This is a genomic window from Pseudoalteromonas sp. MMG006 (assembly GCF_018101025.1).
In the GTDB taxonomy this organism is placed as follows: domain Bacteria; phylum Pseudomonadota; class Gammaproteobacteria; order Enterobacterales; family Alteromonadaceae; genus Pseudoalteromonas.
Window position 1 is genome coordinate 1 of sequence record NZ_JAGJEJ010000026.1, and the last position, 17,580, is coordinate 17,580.

The following is a 17,580-nucleotide window of genomic DNA, read 5'->3' on the forward strand; positions in this document are numbered from 1 at the left end:
ACTACCTAAGTAGTTTGGCTGTTAGAACTCAACCTGTACGAGTGCCCACACAGATGATTGCTTTATATTGTTAAAGAACGTTTTGAGTCGCTTTAGCGCCTCAAGGGATGCGAATAATACACCCTTTATTTTTTGAGTCAACACTTTGTTTTAAACTTTCTTTTTAGAAGATTTAAAACCGAAGTTTTACTTAACTCTCTGAGCCGCTGCTGCCTTGCTATGCGTCGGCGTTTCCCGTCTCAGTGGGGTCGCATTATAGGGAGATTCAATTCTTACGCAAGCGTTATTTACATAAAATAGTAATTAAAATTAAGCCCCAAGCAAGCGCACACGATAAGCACAAGTTACCCACAAAACCCTGTTGATAACTCTTGGTTATACATAGTAAACCCATGCTAAAGCTTTTAATTAAATCCTTAAAAATGAAAAAAGCACCTTATATAGGTGCTTCTCAACAGTAACAGTTATTAAAATCTAGTATAAAATACTATATAACTTACGACGATACTTTGCTGCAAGTGCATCGCCATCAGGTAAAGAGGCAATAATGGCTAAAAAGTTTGGTTTTGCTTCATTGAAATTCAAATCTTTTTGCAGCACTTTAAATAGTACATCTAATGCTTCTTCTTTTCTGCCTGCTTCATTGAGTAAAATACTTAGCTCTTCTTTTAACTCTAAGTCATTTGGGTATTTTTCAACTTGAGATTGTTTTTCTTTTATTTCTGGAGAATCAGTTGCCTCTATAGCTGCTTCGCATTTTGCCTTTATGTTATGAAAGTATGCATCTTGCTCTTGTGCATCAATTGTATCAATCAATGCTTGGGCATCATCTAATTTATGAATTTGAATACATATATCTGCAAGCACCAATTTTATGCGAGCATTCTTATTGTCAATTTCATAGGCCTGTTTTGCGTAGTTAAATGCAGCATTTAGGTCTGACTTTAATAAAGCTTGCTTAGCCTGCTCTAATAATAAATCTTGCTGAGCTGGTAAATGCTTGCCTAGTGATTCTCTTATTTGGTTTTCGGTTTGCGCTCCCGCTAACAGATCAACCGGTGCAGAGTCTTTTAATAGCACAAGCGTAGGTAATGTTTGTAACCCTACTTGTTGCGCTAACTGAGAGGCTAATGCTTGCTCTGCATCACAATCAAGGTTTGCTACTACAATATAGTCAGTATATTCGCCCGCTAATTTATCCAGTATTGATAATTGGCTAATGCATTCTGGACTCTGCGGAGAGTAGAAGTTTAATAAAACCAGCTTTTGCTGTGATGTTTCACCAAGTACTTGCTGTAGGTTTTGTGCGTTAATACTAACTATGTTGCTCATTGAATTTATTGCCATATTCATTTATTTAGGTTTTTATATGGTGGTGAACATAATAATTACAAGTCATATACCTATAAATCACTTGGTATAGATATTAAACAACGAGGGAAACTATGAAATTTACCTATTTAAGTGCAGCACTTTTATTAGCAAGTCCAATACTAAACGCGCAACCACTTGATTTGAACTTATCAAAAACGATGCCTGCCATAGAAAAGTTTTACCTCGATTTACATCAATCTCCTGAGCTTTCTTACCATGAAGAAGAAACAGGAAAAAAAATAGCTTCTCAGTTATCTAAGCTTGGTTTTGATGTAACCGATAACGTAGGTGGCTTTGGTGTGGTTGGAATATATAAAAATGGTAGCGGGCCTACTATTATGATCCGCACTGATACAGATGGCTTACCTATTGTTGAGCAAACTGGTAAAGCGTATGCGTCTAAAGTAAAAGTTATAGATGAGCACGGCGCTAATGTAGGTGTTATGCATGGCTGTGGTCACGATATACATATGAGCTCATTTATTGGTACAGCTGAGCAACTTATTGCCCATAAAAATAAATGGCAAGGCACGTTAATGATGGTTGCTCAACCTGCAGAAGAAGTAGGCGGTGGTGCAAAAGCAATGCTAAATGAAGGTTTATTTAGTAAATACGCGAAACCCGACCACGTCATTGCATTACATGTAAGTGCCAGTGTGCCTGCAGGTAAAGTATCAATGAAAAATGAGTATACTATGGCAAGTGTTGATTCAGTAGATATTACTATAAAAGGTAAAGGCGGCCATGGCGCTTACCCGCATACTACCGTTGATCCTGTTGTTATTGCTGCACGCACTGTATTAGCACTTCAAACAATTACGAGTCGTGAGCTTTCTCCACTTGAACCTTCAGTTATTACTGTGGGCTCTATTCATGGTGGTTCAAAACATAATGTAATTTCAGATGAAGTAAAACTACAACTTACTTTAAGAAGTTACAATCCTGACGTTCGTACAGCTCAAATAGCGGCAATAAAACGTATTACAGCGGGTATTGCTCAAAGCGCTGGACTTGAAGAGTCACTCTACCCTGTTGTTTATGTCCATGAAGATGAGTCCATACCATCTACTTACAATAACCCGGAGCAAACCAATGTAGTTAGAAGTGCTATTGCTGATGCAATTGGCGCAACTAATGTGCTTGAAACAAAAGCGGTTATGGCTGGTGAAGACTTTGGATTATACGGCAGAACAGATGAAAACATCCCTATTACTTTATTTTGGTTAGGCGGAGTTAACCAACAACAATATGCAAAAGCGATGAAAAATAACGAAACACTCCCTTCATTACATTCAAGTAAGTTTGCACCTGATTATAAAGTGGCGCTACCTACAGGTATAAAAGCGATGAGTAACGCTGCAGTTGCTTTATTTAATAATTAACAAGCAGTACTCAAGAGCTCGGCTATTAAGTAGTCGCTGAGCTCTTTTTGTAATTTGATTTTTTATAAGGCGCTTTTTTGCCTTGCTTAGCAAAGCGTTTTTTAGGAGATGTTTTAGGTAGTTTTGAAAATACTTGGTTATCGCAATTAGCTGCCTGCTGTACAAAGCTTTCAAGCTCTGCAAGTAATGGCTGTAAAAACTGCTGATAACTCATTGCTTGTTGCGCTATATCCCCTAAGCTCGACTCCCACTTAGCCGTTAAGTCGGGACTTGCTAGGCCTTGTGGTAAAACACTAATAAGCGCCAAACCGGTTTCGGTTGCTTTAATTGCCTTACCTTCACGCTTTAAAAAGCGACGTCTAAATAACAGTTCAATAATACCTGCGCGTGTAGCCTCGGTACCTAAACCATCGGTCTCTTTTAATATTTTTTTAATTTGTGGATCTTTAACGTAACGGCTAATGCCCGTCATCGCAGCCAACAATGTTGCATCAGTAAAATGTGATGGAGGTGTAGTATGCTTTTCAACAACCTCACCTTTAGTGCAATTAAGCGCCATCCCTTTAGCTAAATGAGGTAATGTTGCTTCATCTTTTAGCTCGCCTTTACCCATTAACACCTTAAAACCCAAACTTACGTCTTGCTTGGCATTTGCTTTAAATAAACCACCAGCAATTGTTATCTCAGTTTTAGTTTCGTTGTAAATGTAGTCTGGGTAAAACTGAATCAAATAATGCCTACATATAAGCTGATACACTTTAGTTTCTTCAGAAGCTAAGTTTGCAGTTTTTAGCTGCTTTGCTGTGGGCACAATTGCATGGTGCGCAGCAACTTTTGAATCGTTAAAGCATTTACTGCGTTTTTTAGCATCAGCCCCATTCACAAACTCAGTGTTTTGTCCGCCATTAGCTGCAATTGCTTTTAAAATTGAAGGCGCATCTAAATGATGTTCTTTAGGTAAATAACGATTATCTGAACGAGGGTAAGTAATTAATTTATGGCGCTCATAAAGTGTTTGGCAAATATCAAGCACCTGCTGAGCAGCCATACCAAATGCCTTTGCAGCATCTATTTGAAGTGAAGATAAATTATAAGGCAAAGGTGCAGTTTGTTTTTTTTGTTTTTGTTCAAGTGCTGTTACCTCTCCTTTTTGATTAGTTATACGCGAAGCTACATTTTCGGCGAGTGCTTTATTTAATACCCGCCCTTCTTCATCTTGATGAGGCTCGCAAGCTTTACTCGGCACCCACTTAGCTGTAAATAACTGCTGCTTTGGAGTAACTAAATGCGCCAACACTTCATAAAATGGTTTTGATACAAAATTAGCTATTTCGTTATCGCGGTTAACCACTAAGCCTAAAATAGGAGTTTGAACGCGCCCAACTGATAGCACATTACCAAAACCAGCTTTTTGCCCCGCTAAAGTATAGGCCCGAGTAAGGTTCATACCAAAAAGCCAATCCGCTCGTGAACGTGCAAGTGCAGACACACTAAGTGGAATAAATTCGCGATTAGAGCGCATACTACTAAGTGCTTTTTTAACTGCTGCTAAGTTTAAATCGCTTATTAGTAAACGCTGAATACTTTGCTTTTTAGTTTTGCTTATTTTGGCTTGCTCTATTACCTCATCCACCAAAAGTTGACCCTCGCGGTCGGGATCACCAGCATGAACTAACACTGATGCTTGTTTAATTAGCTTTTTTAAAATAGTTAATTGCTTGCGAGTTTTCGTTTTAGCCTTTAGCTGCCACTGCTCAGGCACAATAGGAAGGTGTTCAAATTGCCATTTTTTGAAGCGCTCATCGTAGTCATCAGGCTCTGCTTGCTCAAGTAAGTGCCCTATACACCACGAGACACAATCACCATTAGCTACTTCTATATACCCATCGTGTTTTTTATGTGGTTTTGGTAAGGCATCAGCAATTGCTCTGCCTAGTGATGGTTTTTCTGCAATGTAGAGTTTCATGGGAGTCGCTCACTCACTGTTTATATAAACAGTAGTTTAGCACAACTATTTTAAAGGTGAGGAGTTTTCTCTTTTTGACCTTACACTGCCTTGCTTAGTGAAAAGGATAATTAAAGGTAAATAGCATACAACCACCGTGGCAATATTGATAAATGGCATTAGGGTTTGATAAATAACGGTACTGTAAGCTAAATCCCACAAGTGGCGATCAACTAATCGGAATAGCTGTAATATAGGTGCGCCAATAACAACTAGTTGCCCAATAACACATTGCCATAAATAAACTTTATCCTTTATCCCCCAATAGGCTATGAGTGCCATCCAAATAATATCTGTGAGCGCCCAAACTAAATAACGATAAATATAAATGTCATCAAACGCTCTTAGGCTTGAAGCAGTTAGGTTACCAAGGAGGAAAAAAGCTGCGGTAAGTAGTACAAATCGAAAGGCTAGGCGATCTTTAAATACAAAAAATATAAAAATAGCCGGGCTTAGCATTAAAACCCAGCTTTTACTTAAAATACTAACAATATACAAAAACCATTCAGGCAAAATACTCTGCCCTATTTTGTTTTTGTATCGTCATCAGTACCATCACCATTACCCGGCATGTCGCAATATTTATTGATTATTTTCACAGGCACTCCATTACATATGTTAAGGAAATGTACTGTAAGCTAAAATGATGAAATTGCCAAGATACTTAGGTAATTAAGTACCTTAAATTAAAGCAAATATAATGAGATATAACACAAAGCAATAACTTATCGCACATCAATAGGATCAGACTCTTTAGCCTTACCTTGCAAGATTGATATTTCTACTCGACGGTTTCTTCGGCGATCTTCATTTGAATCGTTTGGAACAAGTGGGCGAGTATCGGCACGCCCTACTACCATCATCCGGTTTTTATCAAACCCTTGCACTGTTTGCAGCTCGCTTGCGACTGCTACAGCACGCTTTGACGATAAGTCCCAATTATTAATATATAACTCATTTGAAACCTGAAAATCGTCGGTATGTCCCGAAACAGTAATTTCGCCAGGTACATCTTTTAACAGCACACCAATATCTTGAATGATAGGTTTAAACTTAGGTTGTAAAAATGCACTCCCTGAGGGAAATGAGCCATTTTCACGAATACGAATAATAATTTGCTGCCCTAAAGATTCAAGCTCTATTGCACCATCTATAATTTGCTTTTCGAGTTGTTGCGCTATTTTTTTAACTAACTCATTTGTTTGCTCTTGATCGGCCGCTGAAGTTGCTTGCTCTGACGATTGTTCTTGCGAAGTGCTACGCGACTCCCCTCCGCGTTTATCTCCTCGCTGCTCTTGCCTACCACCGGCTGAGCTTTCATCACCTGCTTGAAACTCAAGCATTTGCTGGGTCATTTCTACAGTTTGTTGTTGAATGGTTTCTATGGGGGTTGGCTCTGGTTTACCTGGGGTAAATTCCATGGCAATAACAGACGTGCCTTTGGGGATATCTTTTACTTCTATTTTATTTTGCACACCAAATGCAAACTTCATCGAGCCTGCTATTTGTTTAAATTTAAGTACATCCATTTCTGAAAACGCAAGCAAGAGTACAAAGAAGCACATTAATAATGACATTAAATCGGCAAACGTTCCCATCCAAGCAGGTAAGCCTGGTGGTGGGCATTTGCACTCTTGATCAGACATGGTTACTCCTCGGTATCTACTTTACGTTTAGATTCAGCTAAGTAGTTTTTCAAAATACCTTCAATTACTTTTGGGTTTTGACCATCTTGGATACCTAAAATTGCATCCAAAATTAAACGTTGGTTCATTGCTTCTTCGTCTTTACGTAGTTCGAGTTTTACCTGAATTGGAATTGCTACAACGTTTGCTAAAAACGCACCATATAAAGTAGTTAATAGTGCTACAGCCATTGCGGGTCCAATTGCTTTAGGGTCGTCCATGTTAGATAACATAGCAACCAAGCCAATAAGTGTACCAATCATGCCCATAGCAGGCGCTATATCAGCAAGTGACTTAAATAAACCCGCGCCCATTTCGTGGCGAGTAGTGGTTAAAGAAATATCTTTTTGAAGTGTGGCACGCACAACGTCAGCATCATGCCCATCAACAAGCATATCTACGCCTTTACGCATAAATGGATTAGGAATTTCAGCTTCTTCAAGGGCTAAAAAACCACCTTTACGTGCTGAATCAGCAAGTTCTACTGCTTTTTCTATTAGCTCTTCAGGGGATTCTATTTTAAACATAAATGCCTTACCAACCACTTTGCCTATGCCTAAAAATTGAGACATGGTGAAATTTGATAAAACAATAAATAGTGAGCCGCCAAATACAATGACACTTGAAGGAGCATCGGCAAACATAGCCATTTCACCGCTACTACTCATAAACATAGACATGACAATTAAGCCAATTGCGCCTAGGATCCCGATTATGGTTGCTAAATCCACATTTCCTCCAGAGGTTTCATGTTCAATGCCTTATAATAAACTTTTATTGTTATCTGCTTATCGGCAACATACTGAATTGCTTAAGCCATTTTTATAAATAAACATAAAAAGTAGCCTTTAGCACTATTTTAGATCAAGTTATATGTGCAGCCTAATTTATTATTTATTAAGAGTGTTGTTAAGGCGCTATTAATGCAACTAAATATAATTTAATGTCGTAAAGATAAAAAACCAATATCATCCTTTGACCTAGTTTAGCATTCCCCCTAAAATTGACCCCAAAATTTATTATGTAAGCTGAAATAAAGATGGCGACTAAAAAACCTGAAAACTTAAGTTTCGAACAAGCACTAGAAGAATTATCAACAATTGTTAGTGATATGGAACAAGGTGATTTATCGCTTGAGCAATCCCTTAAACAATTTGAACGCGGAATTGCATTAGCGAGTGCCTCATCAGGAAAATTACAGCAAGCAGAGCAAAAAGTATCAATTTTGATGGGTAACAGCGAAAAGTCTGCACTTACAAACTTTGATAACGATATGGAATAGCTGTGAGCATTAAAGATTATATTAAACGTGCTCAAAAAGATGTCGTAGCTACTTTACAACAGCATTTTGACCAACCTCTCGATACAGAGCAAGCAATAAAAAGTGCTACTGAGTATGGATTATTTAATGGTGGCAAAAGACTACGCCCATTTTTAGTGTATGCCACCGGCGAAATGCTAGGTGCTAAAAAACAAGATTTAGACGTATTGGCAGGCGCTATTGAATGTATTCATAGCTACTCGCTCGTCCATGATGATTTACCTGCAATGGATGATGACGATTTACGCCGTGGTCGCCCTACTTGCCATATAGAGTTTGGTGAAGCGCATGCTATTTTAGCAGGTGACGCATTACAAACTCTCGCCTTTGAGTTAATTGCAAACCACCAATTTGCATGCTCTTCACAAACACAAGTAAAAATAATCGCCCAACTTGCCAAAGCTTCAGGCCTTGAAGGTATGGTTGGTGGTCAATCTTTAGATATTGCAGCAACAAATAAAGCAGTTACCGTTCAAGAACTTGAACGTATACATAAACTAAAAACCGGTGCACTCATTAACTGTGCTATTACACTTGGTGCATTGTGTAGCGAAAATGCCGATAAACAAACTTTAGAAAACTTAAGCATTTTTGGGTATGCTATAGGGCTGGCCTTTCAAGTGCACGACGATATTTTAGATGTTGAGGGCGACACTGTTATTTTAGGTAAGCCTCAAGGGTCAGATATCGCCGCGAATAAAGCGACATATCCGGCGTTATTAGGTATGCTAGGCGCTAAAGAAAAGGCGCAAAGTTTAATACAGCAAGCCCACGAAGCGCTTGCAAAAATAGATGCTGACACAACACATCTTGCGTCGCTAGCAAATTACCTTATTGAGCGTGACCATTAATAACCGCTTTAGCGTATTGCAATTAGCACTGACATTATTACTCAACATTAATTACTCATAAACGCTTTGTTTTAATTAATGTTAGCGAAGGATATATATAAAACCATGACACTTGATAGTAGCAAGTATCCATTACTTAATTTGGTTGACGAACCAGCACAGCTGCGTGATTTAGCGCAAGATAAACTTCCTGCTTTTAGCAACGAGCTGCGCGATTACTTACTCAACTCAGTATCGCAAAGTAGCGGTCATTTAGCGTCTGGTTTAGGAACAGTTGAGCTAACAGTTGCACTACATTATGTATATAACACACCAGAAGATCGTGTTGTATGGGATGTTGGACACCAAGCCTACCCACATAAAATATTAACTGGTCGTCGTGATTTAATGCACACTATTCGTCAAAAAGACGGCTTGCACCCTTTCCCGTTTAGAGATGAAAGCGAATACGATACTTTTAGCGTAGGGCATTCAAGCACATCTATTTCAGCAGCATTAGGTATGTCTATAGCTGCAAAAAAAGAAGGCGTTGGACGTAAAACCGTTGCAGTTATTGGCGATGGTGCTATTACTGCAGGCATGGCCTTTGAAGCGATGAATCATTTAGGTGACGTAAAATCAGACATGCTTATTATTTTAAATGATAACGAAATGTCGATTTCTGAAAATGTTGGCGCATTAACAAATCACTTTGCACGTATTTTGTCAGGTAGTTTTTATACTAATATTCGTGAAGGCAGTAAAAAGTTACTCTCTGGCGTGCCGCCAGTAAAAGAGCTTGCCAGCAGAATGGAAGAGCACCTTAAAGGTATGGTTATACCTGGTACCTTTTTTGAAGAGTTAGGCCTAAATTACATTGGTCCTATTGATGGGCACGATGTAAACATGCTCGTCGATACGCTTCGTAATATGCGTAATTTAAAAGGCCCACAGCTTTTACATATAAAAACGCAAAAAGGTAAGGGCTATAAGCCAGCAGAAGCCGATCCTATTGGCTATCATGGTGTACCAAAATTCGACCCGAGCACTTCAAGCTTACCTAAGTCTAAACCCGGCGCCGCTACGTTTTCAAAAGTATTTGGTGATTGGCTGTGCGATATGGCCGAGCAAGACAGCAAGCTGATGGCAATAACACCAGCCATGCGCGAAGGTTCAGGCATGGTGCGCTTTTCAAAAGAACACCCTGAGCAATATTTTGACGTAGCTATAGCTGAGCAACACGCTGTAACTCTTGCCGCAGGTTTAGCCTGTGAGGGTTTAAAGCCTGTAGTTGCTATTTACTCAAGCTTTTTACAACGTGCATACGATCAACTCATTCACGATGTAGCCCTACAAAACTTGCCGGTACTATTTGCCATTGACCGTGCAGGCATCGTTGGTGCTGACGGTGAAACTCACCAAGGTGCTTATGACTTAAGCTTTATGCGCTGTATACCTAATATGGTTATTATGGCACCTAGCGATACTAATGAATGCCGTCAAATGTTGTACACAGGTTACAAAGCTAATTGCCCTGTAGCTGTACGCTACCCTCGCGGAAGTGCCGGTACTGCAGATATTCAAAGCGATATGCAACTTATCGAAGTAGGTAAAGCAAGTACAGTTAAACAAGGTGCTAAAATTGCTATTTTGTCGTTTGGCACATTACTCGAAAACGCCCAGCTTGCAGCGAATGAATTAAACGCAACGCTTGTTAACATGCGTTTTATTAAACCGCTTGATACAACACTTTTAGATGAGCTTGCTCAAAGCCATGATGTAATAGTTACCCTAGAGGATAATGCTATTAGTGGTGGTGCAGGATCTGCAGTTAATGAATATCTGGCAAGTATTAAAGCCCGTATTCACGTACTCAATTTAGGTATCCCTGATGAATTTATTAAGCACGGTACACAAGCGCAAATGCATGACGAAATGGGCTTAGGTGAGCAAGGTATTTTAAGCTCAATTAAATCGTTTATCGCTTAATCTATTTACTAAATTTATTAAAAAGGAGCCTTAAGGCTCCTTTTTTATTTTTAATATTAACTCTTTTGCATCCAGTTTTACTTTTAAGCCGTTATCGATATGAGGTTAACATGTAAATAATCGGTGCCGCTTAGTCTATGCAATATAAGCAAGCGCGTTATTTACCTAAATTTAATGGAATATTTAAAAGGTAAAAATGATGAATAAAGCTAATTTAATAACTCATTCTGCACAAAAAAATACGCTTAAACATACGCTTAGTTTTTCAGCTTTAACACTTGCAGTATTAATCGGCATTACAGGCTGTAGCTCAGACGACGGTGAGAACGGCGTAGATGGTATTGCAGGCACCGATGGACTAAACGGGACCGACGGTACAAATGGCAGCCCAGGTTTTGCATCAGCAACATTTGTGTTAGCAAACAATGGCGAGAGTAATACTGGCACCATTGATTTAATTAACCAAAATGCCTCTAAACTAAAAACCTTTAATACAACTGCTAACGAAGGTGTTGCATTTGATAGCCTTGGTAATTTATTACAAGCAAGCGAAAGTGCCAGTATAAAAACCATTTGTCAGCTTGCAAATCGGGCTGACGGTGCAGAATTTACCTCCAATACAGATCGTGAAATAACAGGTACTAACACAACACTGGTAAACCCTAAAGGAATAGCTGTATCACAAAAGAGTGGCCTTATTTTTATTGCTGACTTTGGTGCTATGCAAGTAACGACTTTTGGCGCTACAGCTGCTGGAGATGCAACTCCTCTAGGAACAACCATTACAGAAGCTGCACCGTGGGATGTTGATTATGATGAATCTAACGACCGTCTTTACGTAGCACTTACAAATGGCGATGTAGCCGTTTACGATAACTTTGTTGGTGGTGAATTTGCTGCAATGCCTAGTCGCACTATTACCCCTAGTAATAATGATGGCACGCAAATCTCTGTAAATATTCATGGTATTGTTTATGACTCAAATACTAATAAACTTGTTTTGTCTGATGTTGGCAGTGCCACAGACGCAACCGATGGTTCGCTGTTTGTAATTAATAATGCTTCAACTGCAGAAGGCTTAGTAAGCGTTGCACGTAGTATTGCAGGTCCAGCGACAATGCTTGGTAATCCAGTAGATATAAGCCTTGAAGGCAGTGACTTACGTGTAGCCGAAAAATCAAATGATGCCGTTCTTGTGTTTAGCAATATATTCACAGGCGAAAGCGGCGATATTACGCCAGATTTAGTCACTTCAACAATTAAACCTGAGTCAATTACTAAACTTGGTATGCAAAATGAGATGCCTGACATTTCTGATAGTGATACCGCTAACCTGGCACTTCTAGGTGTTGCGGTAAGCAGTAACCCAAGCACTGCGGGTGAAACAACTGGGCAAATTAGTCGTCTAAGCTCCCAACTTAACACAGAAATTGGCAATTATAACGCAAGTCAAACAATCGAAAGTGTAGCCTTTGATAAAGCAGGAAATAGCTATACAACATTCGATAATAGTACAACCTCTATTGGCGGAATTGTTATTTCAAATAAAGTCGCAATAAACAGAGATGGGCAAAGTTATAATATAAACCAAGACAGTATTATTACTGGTTCAAATACGGGTCTTATATCACCCAAAGGTCTTGATGTAGCCTCTGATAGCGGTATGATTTTAGTTGCAGAAAACAATGAAGATACTCCAAGTATTTCTATATTTTCAACGTGTACCACGGGGGATACGAGTCCGTTAATGACGCTTACTTTTGCAAACGATGCCCGTCCTTGGGATGTTGATTACGATGCAAATACTGACCGAGCTTTTGTAGCACTCACAAACGGAACCGTTGCTGTATTTGACGAAGTTAAAAGCAAACTAATGTCCGGTAGTACTAACATTGCAGTTGAGGATAGACTTATAAACCCTGCAAACGCAGGCGCAGCTGTAGAGGCACCAAGTAATATACACGGCGTCGACTATGACTCATTAAGTGACTCGTTAATACTCTCAGATGTTGGGAGTGCAACGATTGCTGATGATGGAAAGATATACGTGTTAAATAACGTTGCAACGGCATCAGGCCTAGTAAATATAAGTACTACTATTAGCGGCCCAAATACCTTACTCGGTAACCCTGTTGATATAATGTATACCGGAACTGATTTATACGTAGCAGAAAAGTCAAATAACGTGGTTATGCGCTTTAATAATATTTTAAGTATTACCGGAGGCGATATTAGCGCTGACGCCAGCACAGCATTTACAGCACCAGAGTCGGTTGCAATATTACCAGCATGGCTTAACAAATAGAGTTAACCTCACCATGCCTGACCAATAACATTGGTCGGGCATTATCGCATCCACACCTTTATATCTGCCAAGCCGTTACTTTGTAGAATACCCAATTGCTGATCAACATTAGAGTTTTGTTCAAATTCGAATGCATCTAGTTGCTCATCAAAAGTAATATTAGCGACACCGTCACCACCACGTTTTTTAACTTGATGAAGTGCTATATCTGCTAAGTTAATAGAGGTTTCCCAGCTAATAACTTGGCCGCCTAATAAGGGTAACGGGTAAAATGACCAGCCGATCGATGCCGTAATACTTGTTGTTTTACCATTGGGTAATTGAAACGAGTTATTGGCTATAGATTTACATAAATCAGATGCATAACCATCTATTTTATTACACTTAAAGTCACGTAGTAATAGTAAAAATTCGTCTCCACTCCAACGTGCTACATAATCAGACCCCTGAGTACGGGAGTTTAATAATGCAGCCATTTGCTGTAAGCAACTGTCACCTGCAATTGGGCCATAAGCATCGTTGATACGGCTAAAGTTATCAAAGTTAATAATTACTAATACCAGCGATTTTCCCTGAGCTTGCAGCGATTGTGAATTACGCTGAAAGTGCTCTATATCCTTAGGGAGCTGGTCGAACAAAAAGCGACGGCTACGAAGGCCCGTGAGCTCATCTGAGTGGCTTACTAACTTAAGCTGTGAGTTTACTTGCCCTAGCTTGTCGTTAGCTTGGCGAAGCTCTAATGTACGCTCTGTAATAAGTCCTTCGAGTGCTTCTTGTTTTCTGCGTTCCTGCGCTCTAAACACCCAGAACACTAGATAAATTAATAAGATAAAACCGCTGGTAATTAGCAATCTAAAGTAAATGGTTTCGTCAAAGCGCTCTGGGACTGTAAACCCATACTCAGCTTCTTGCGCTTTAGTCCAATCTTCACCTTGACGCTTAGCTTCTAACTGAAATAAAAATGAGCCAGCTGGTAAATTTGTATAAATAGCTTCACGGCGAGTATTTGCATAACGCCAATCACTATCTAGGCCTGTTAACTTATATCTAAACTCAATGCTATTAGGTGCATAGTAGTCAATTGCAGTATAAGTAAGGGTTATGTCACGTTCATCGGTTTCAAGCGATGGTTTTTTACCAAGCGCAGCGGTCGTCAAATTACGAAGCGGCGTAGTAATTGTTTCTATTTTTGGTTTTATTGCAAGCAGCCCAAACAGCTCTACATCTTTAGGAATTTCTACTATGCCTTGCAAACTAGGATACCAAATAGAGCTTCCTGTATCGGCAACCGCATCGTGGCCAAGGCCACTACAACACTGGTTAGCTTTGCCATCTAGCTGGCGGTCAAAAGACGAAATAACCTCTTCAACTTTTAAACTTTTTATATCTGTTTTAAATTGTTCTACAGGCATTCTATAAACGCCCTTCATAGTACTAACCCAAACATGCTTTAAGGTTTTGTCGTACTCTAAACTAAATATTGATCCATAGGGTAACCCATTAGCGGCATCAAGCTGTCGCCACTGCCCTTGAGTACTTCTATAAAAAAGGCCATCGTTTAGCGAGCCAATTAGAATACCTACACCATCAATATGCAGCACGCTTGTTACATATGCGCTTTCGAGTGTGGTTTGATCGCCTATTTTTTCGATACCGCGATCAGTAAAATAATACGCACCTTTACTCGTACCAATTACGCCAAAGTTTGTTTTATCTAATACATAGGTAATAAACTTACTACCTAAAAAAGCATTGTATGCAAAAGGCGTTAAGCCAGCATAGTTTAAGCGATATAAACCACGACCAGTTCCAATCCAAAAGCCGCCTTTACTTGAGCGACTAATTGCAAACACTGGGTTATCGCGCAGTGCTCGCCCAGGTACGGTATAAAGAGTATTATTTTCAAAAACAAATAACCCACGCCCAGTTGCTATATATAAGCGATCTCCGTCAAATTGTAAGTCATGAACGGAAGCACGGCCGTACTTGCTACTTGGTAGTAAATTAATAAAGCTTTTATCTAAATCAAAATAACCAATGCCGCTTTTATTGGCCACCCATAGCTTTCCATCTGGAGCTTGGCTTATAGCCATAACCGACTCTGTCATTTGCGATACGGCAGAATGCCTTTCTACTCGCCCTTCATGAGCAAGCCATAAACCCTCACTAAAGCTTGCAAGCCACACGTTATTTTTGTCATCTCTAAACATGTCAGCAAACCATATACTTTGGTCAAGCTGACTTGGCTCTACCCATTGCCACTCACCTGTTTTATCTCTAAACAGTAATCGCCCATAGGTCGAAATCCACAAGCCACCATCAGTATCGCTCATAAATTTATAAACGGCAGAGTTATTCGTATTAGGCAGTGGAAATGATCGTAGCTCGTCATCTAAATCTAAAAAGTAAGCACCGAGTTCAGACGCTAAATATAGGTTTCCATTTAAAAAAGACAGGTCGTGAACAATCGTTTGTGCTAATCGCTCTGGTAGCGATATTTTTGCGGTAAGCTCTAAGCGTAGTTTAGAAAAATCAGAGGAGCTCTTAGTAAGACGTAATAAATGACGATCATTAACTAGCCATATTCCCTCTGGGGAGAGCGCCATTTGACTTACAGAGCCAACTATCTGAGTAATTACAGTGGCGTTAACAATAGGCAAAGGCCCATTCATTTGAGTGCGTAAATCTACCTGACCTCTATCAACATAATATAAGCCATTAGCAGCAATCCAAATACTGCCTTTGGAGTCTTCAAGTATGTCTCTTACAGGGCCTTTAATATTAAATTCTTGCGCTGCAAAAGTGGCTGGGTTAATGACCACCAAACCACTTTTAGTTCCAATCCACAACAGCCCATTAGCATCAACTAAGAGTTTATTAATACCATTGCTAGGTAAAAAAGGACTATTTTGCGTGTTGTAGTTTGTAAATGTAGTGCCGTCAAATCGACTTAAGCCAAACTGAGTGCCCAGCCACATATAGCCTTGCTGATCTTGCACTACACTTTTTAGCGATTGCGAGGGCAATCCATCTTTTATATTCCATTGCTTAACTACATAATCAGTAATTGAGGCCCAACTTGGCATCGCGCACAACATCAGTACACAAACCAGTAAAAATCGCATCATATTGCTGCCACCTAGTTAAACAAATTGAAGATAAAAATTAAAAGGGTAGTAAACCTGCTTTTATTAATGCTTGCAAACATACAAGCGAAAATATACCCGCTAATATATCATCAGCCATAATACCAACACCACCATGAACGCGTTTGTCTAGCATACGGATTGGCCCGGGTTTGGCTATATCAAAAAAACGAAACAATAAAAAACCAACTAATAGAGTTTGCCAGCTTAATGCAGCTCCAATCATCGTAATGTAATAGCCTGCCACTTCATCCCATACAATTGCCGGGTGATCGTGTACACCTAAATCATCAGCGGTTTTTCCACAGGCCCAAACACCAAATACACTTATCACAACTGCAAACACAATTTGAAGCCACAATGGGTAATACATGGTCATAAAAATAAATGGTAAAGCAGCAAAGGTACCAAAAGTACCTGGTGCAACTGGCGCAAGACCAGTACCAAAACCCAAGCCAAATAATTGATGTGGGCGTTTTAGATTAAATTTGGTTTTAGAAGTCAAACCGGCTCCTTGGTAAAGTGCTCAAAGCCTTGTTGTTCAAAATCAAACTTTTCGCCGTCGTGTAAAAGTTCTATTTGGCCATCGCCACTTTTAATTTGCCCGATGCATGTCGCATCTACACCATATTGGCGTAGCTTTATTTCTAGCATACTTTTATTACTGTCGGGTACTGTAAACAAGAGTTCGTAATCATCACCGTAATTAAGAATAAACGGTAATTGATCTTTAAATTCAAGGCTCGCCTGCATTGCATCTGACGTTGGAATACTCTCGACATTAACGGACGCATTAACTTGAGACATATCAAGAATATGGCTTAAGTCGGCTAACAACCCATCAGACACATCAATCGCTGATGAGGCAAGACCACGCAATACTTGCCCAGCAGCAACGCGAGGAGTTGGAAAATCAAAGCGTTTATTCAAGTACTTTAAATGCTCTGGCTCAATACTTATGCCTTGCTTGCGAGATTCAATTGCAAGCCCCGCATCACCTAATGGACCAGTAACATAAATCCAATCGCCTACGTTTGCGCCGCTACGTCGAAGTGCTGTGCCTTCGGGTACCGTGCCTTTTGCACAAATAGTAATAGTAAGCGGTCCTTGTGTAGTATCGCCCCCTATAATTTGTACGTTAAAGTACTCAGCTATTTCGTGCATGCCTTCTGTAAATTCTTCAATCCACTGTTGGTCAATGCTTGGTAACGTTAACCCAACTGACACCCATGTAGGCTCAGCGCCCATAGCCGCTAAATCACTTAAATTTACAGCAAGTGCTCTGTGACCTAATGCGCGAGGGGAAATATCATCAAAAAAGTGTACACCAGCAACAAGGGTGTCGGTTGTAACGGCTAGTTGGCAGTTTTGTGGCACAGTTACTAAAGCGCAATCGTCGCCAATACCAAGATTTACGTCACGACGGGTGATACCGCGACCTTTAAAGTAGCGGTTTATTAATTCAAATTCCTTCATACACAAAAAAGCCGACCTATGCCGGCTCTCCTTTTTAACGTGTACTAACGTTCAAAGCACTACTCAT

At 39.7% G+C, this 17,580-nt stretch carries 13 protein-coding genes; 5 read left to right on the top strand and 8 right to left on the bottom strand.

Annotated features, from left to right (window positions below; all coding sequences use genetic code 11):
- Positions 1–474: 474 nt before the first annotated feature.
- Positions 475–1,332: a tetratricopeptide repeat protein gene (locus J8L73_RS17560; RefSeq protein WP_211000783.1), complete on the bottom strand. Its 858-nt coding sequence runs from the start codon at positions 1,330–1,332 to the stop codon at positions 475–477.
- Positions 1,333–1,445: 113 nt separating this feature from the next.
- Here J8L73_RS17560 and J8L73_RS17565 point away from each other — a divergent pair, with 113 nt between their 5' ends.
- Positions 1,446–2,756 (top strand): amidohydrolase, encoded by a 1,311-nt coding sequence (locus J8L73_RS17565; RefSeq protein ID WP_211019017.1) that lies wholly within the window; start codon positions 1,446–1,448, stop codon positions 2,754–2,756.
- 25 nt (positions 2,757–2,781) lie between these two features.
- Here the strand turns inward: J8L73_RS17565 and J8L73_RS17570 are convergent, their stop codons facing one another.
- From J8L73_RS17570 to pomA, 4 genes are all read right to left on the bottom strand, one after another.
- Positions 2,782–4,722: a DNA topoisomerase III gene (locus tag J8L73_RS17570; protein WP_211019018.1), complete on the bottom strand. Its 1,941-nt coding sequence runs from the start codon at positions 4,720–4,722 to the stop codon at positions 2,782–2,784.
- Positions 4,723–4,767: 45 nt separating this feature from the next.
- Complete coding sequence (locus J8L73_RS17575) at positions 4,768–5,274, bottom strand: hypothetical protein (protein ID WP_211000780.1); 507 nt, start codon at positions 5,272–5,274, stop codon at positions 4,768–4,770.
- A 212-nt stretch (positions 5,275–5,486) separates the two neighbouring features.
- On the bottom strand, positions 5,487–6,407 hold the full coding sequence (locus J8L73_RS17580) for a flagellar motor protein MotB (protein ID WP_002961733.1): 921 nt from the start codon (positions 6,405–6,407) through the stop codon (positions 5,487–5,489).
- A gap of 2 nt (positions 6,408–6,409) precedes the next feature.
- Positions 6,410–7,177, bottom strand: coding sequence for a flagellar motor protein PomA (gene pomA, locus J8L73_RS17585; RefSeq protein WP_058548001.1), 768 nt, complete (start codon positions 7,175–7,177; stop codon positions 6,410–6,412).
- Between the two features lie 308 nt (positions 7,178–7,485).
- On the opposite strand from pomA, the gene J8L73_RS17590 reads away from it, so the two are divergent.
- The 4 genes from J8L73_RS17590 to J8L73_RS17605 all read left to right on the top strand — a co-directional run bounded on the left by J8L73_RS17590 (position 7,486) and on the right by J8L73_RS17605 (position 12,891).
- Positions 7,486–7,728 (top strand): exodeoxyribonuclease VII small subunit, encoded by a 243-nt coding sequence (locus J8L73_RS17590; RefSeq protein ID WP_058548002.1) that lies wholly within the window; start codon positions 7,486–7,488, stop codon positions 7,726–7,728.
- A gap of 2 nt (positions 7,729–7,730) precedes the next feature.
- The gene (gene ispA, locus J8L73_RS17595; RefSeq protein ID WP_211019020.1) at positions 7,731–8,618 is read left to right on the top strand and encodes a (2E,6E)-farnesyl diphosphate synthase; all 888 of its coding nucleotides are present in this window, start codon (positions 7,731–7,733) and stop codon (positions 8,616–8,618) included.
- Between the two features lie 105 nt (positions 8,619–8,723).
- Complete coding sequence (gene dxs / locus J8L73_RS17600) at positions 8,724–10,586, top strand: 1-deoxy-D-xylulose-5-phosphate synthase (RefSeq protein WP_211019022.1); 1,863 nt, start codon at positions 8,724–8,726, stop codon at positions 10,584–10,586.
- A gap of 199 nt (positions 10,587–10,785) precedes the next feature.
- Positions 10,786–12,891, top strand: coding sequence for a hypothetical protein (locus tag J8L73_RS17605; protein ID WP_211019054.1), 2,106 nt, complete (start codon positions 10,786–10,788; stop codon positions 12,889–12,891).
- A 41-nt stretch (positions 12,892–12,932) separates the two neighbouring features.
- On the opposite strand, the gene J8L73_RS17610 is transcribed toward J8L73_RS17605, so the two are convergent.
- The 3 genes from J8L73_RS17610 to thiL are packed head-to-tail and all read right to left on the bottom strand — an operon-like array spanning position 12,933 to position 17,513.
- Entirely contained in the window at positions 12,933–16,019 is a 3,087-nt protein-coding gene (locus J8L73_RS17610) for a ligand-binding sensor domain-containing diguanylate cyclase (protein WP_211019032.1), read from the bottom strand.
- 37 nt (positions 16,020–16,056) lie between these two features.
- Positions 16,057–16,542 (bottom strand): phosphatidylglycerophosphatase A, encoded by a 486-nt coding sequence (locus J8L73_RS17615; RefSeq protein ID WP_211000776.1) that lies wholly within the window; start codon positions 16,540–16,542, stop codon positions 16,057–16,059.
- Positions 16,539–17,513 (bottom strand): thiamine-phosphate kinase, encoded by a 975-nt coding sequence (gene thiL / locus J8L73_RS17620; RefSeq protein WP_211019034.1) that lies wholly within the window; start codon positions 17,511–17,513, stop codon positions 16,539–16,541. The genes J8L73_RS17615 and thiL overlap by 4 nt, the downstream gene beginning before the upstream one ends.
- Between the last annotated feature and the right edge of the window lie 67 nt (positions 17,514–17,580).

Coding starts and splice junctions, on each gene's coding strand:
- J8L73_RS17560 (WP_211000783.1), bottom strand. CDS start 1,332: ATGAGCAACATAGTTAGTATTAACGCACAAAACCTACAGCAAGTACTT.
- J8L73_RS17610 (WP_211019032.1), bottom strand. CDS start 16,019: ATGATGCGATTTTTACTGGTTTGTGTACTGATGTTGTGCGCGATGCCA.
- thiL (WP_211019034.1), bottom strand. CDS start 17,513: ATGAAGGAATTTGAATTAATAAACCGCTACTTTAAAGGTCGCGGTATC.
- dxs (WP_211019022.1), top strand. CDS start 8,724: ATGACACTTGATAGTAGCAAGTATCCATTACTTAATTTGGTTGACGAA.
- J8L73_RS17590 (WP_058548002.1), top strand. CDS start 7,486: ATGGCGACTAAAAAACCTGAAAACTTAAGTTTCGAACAAGCACTAGAA.
- J8L73_RS17580 (WP_002961733.1), bottom strand. CDS start 6,407: ATGTCTGATCAAGAGTGCAAATGCCCACCACCAGGCTTACCTGCTTGG.
- J8L73_RS17570 (WP_211019018.1), bottom strand. CDS start 4,722: ATGAAACTCTACATTGCAGAAAAACCATCACTAGGCAGAGCAATTGCT.
- J8L73_RS17565 (WP_211019017.1), top strand. CDS start 1,446: ATGAAATTTACCTATTTAAGTGCAGCACTTTTATTAGCAAGTCCAATA.
- J8L73_RS17605 (WP_211019054.1), top strand. CDS start 10,786: ATGAATAAAGCTAATTTAATAACTCATTCTGCACAAAAAAATACGCTT.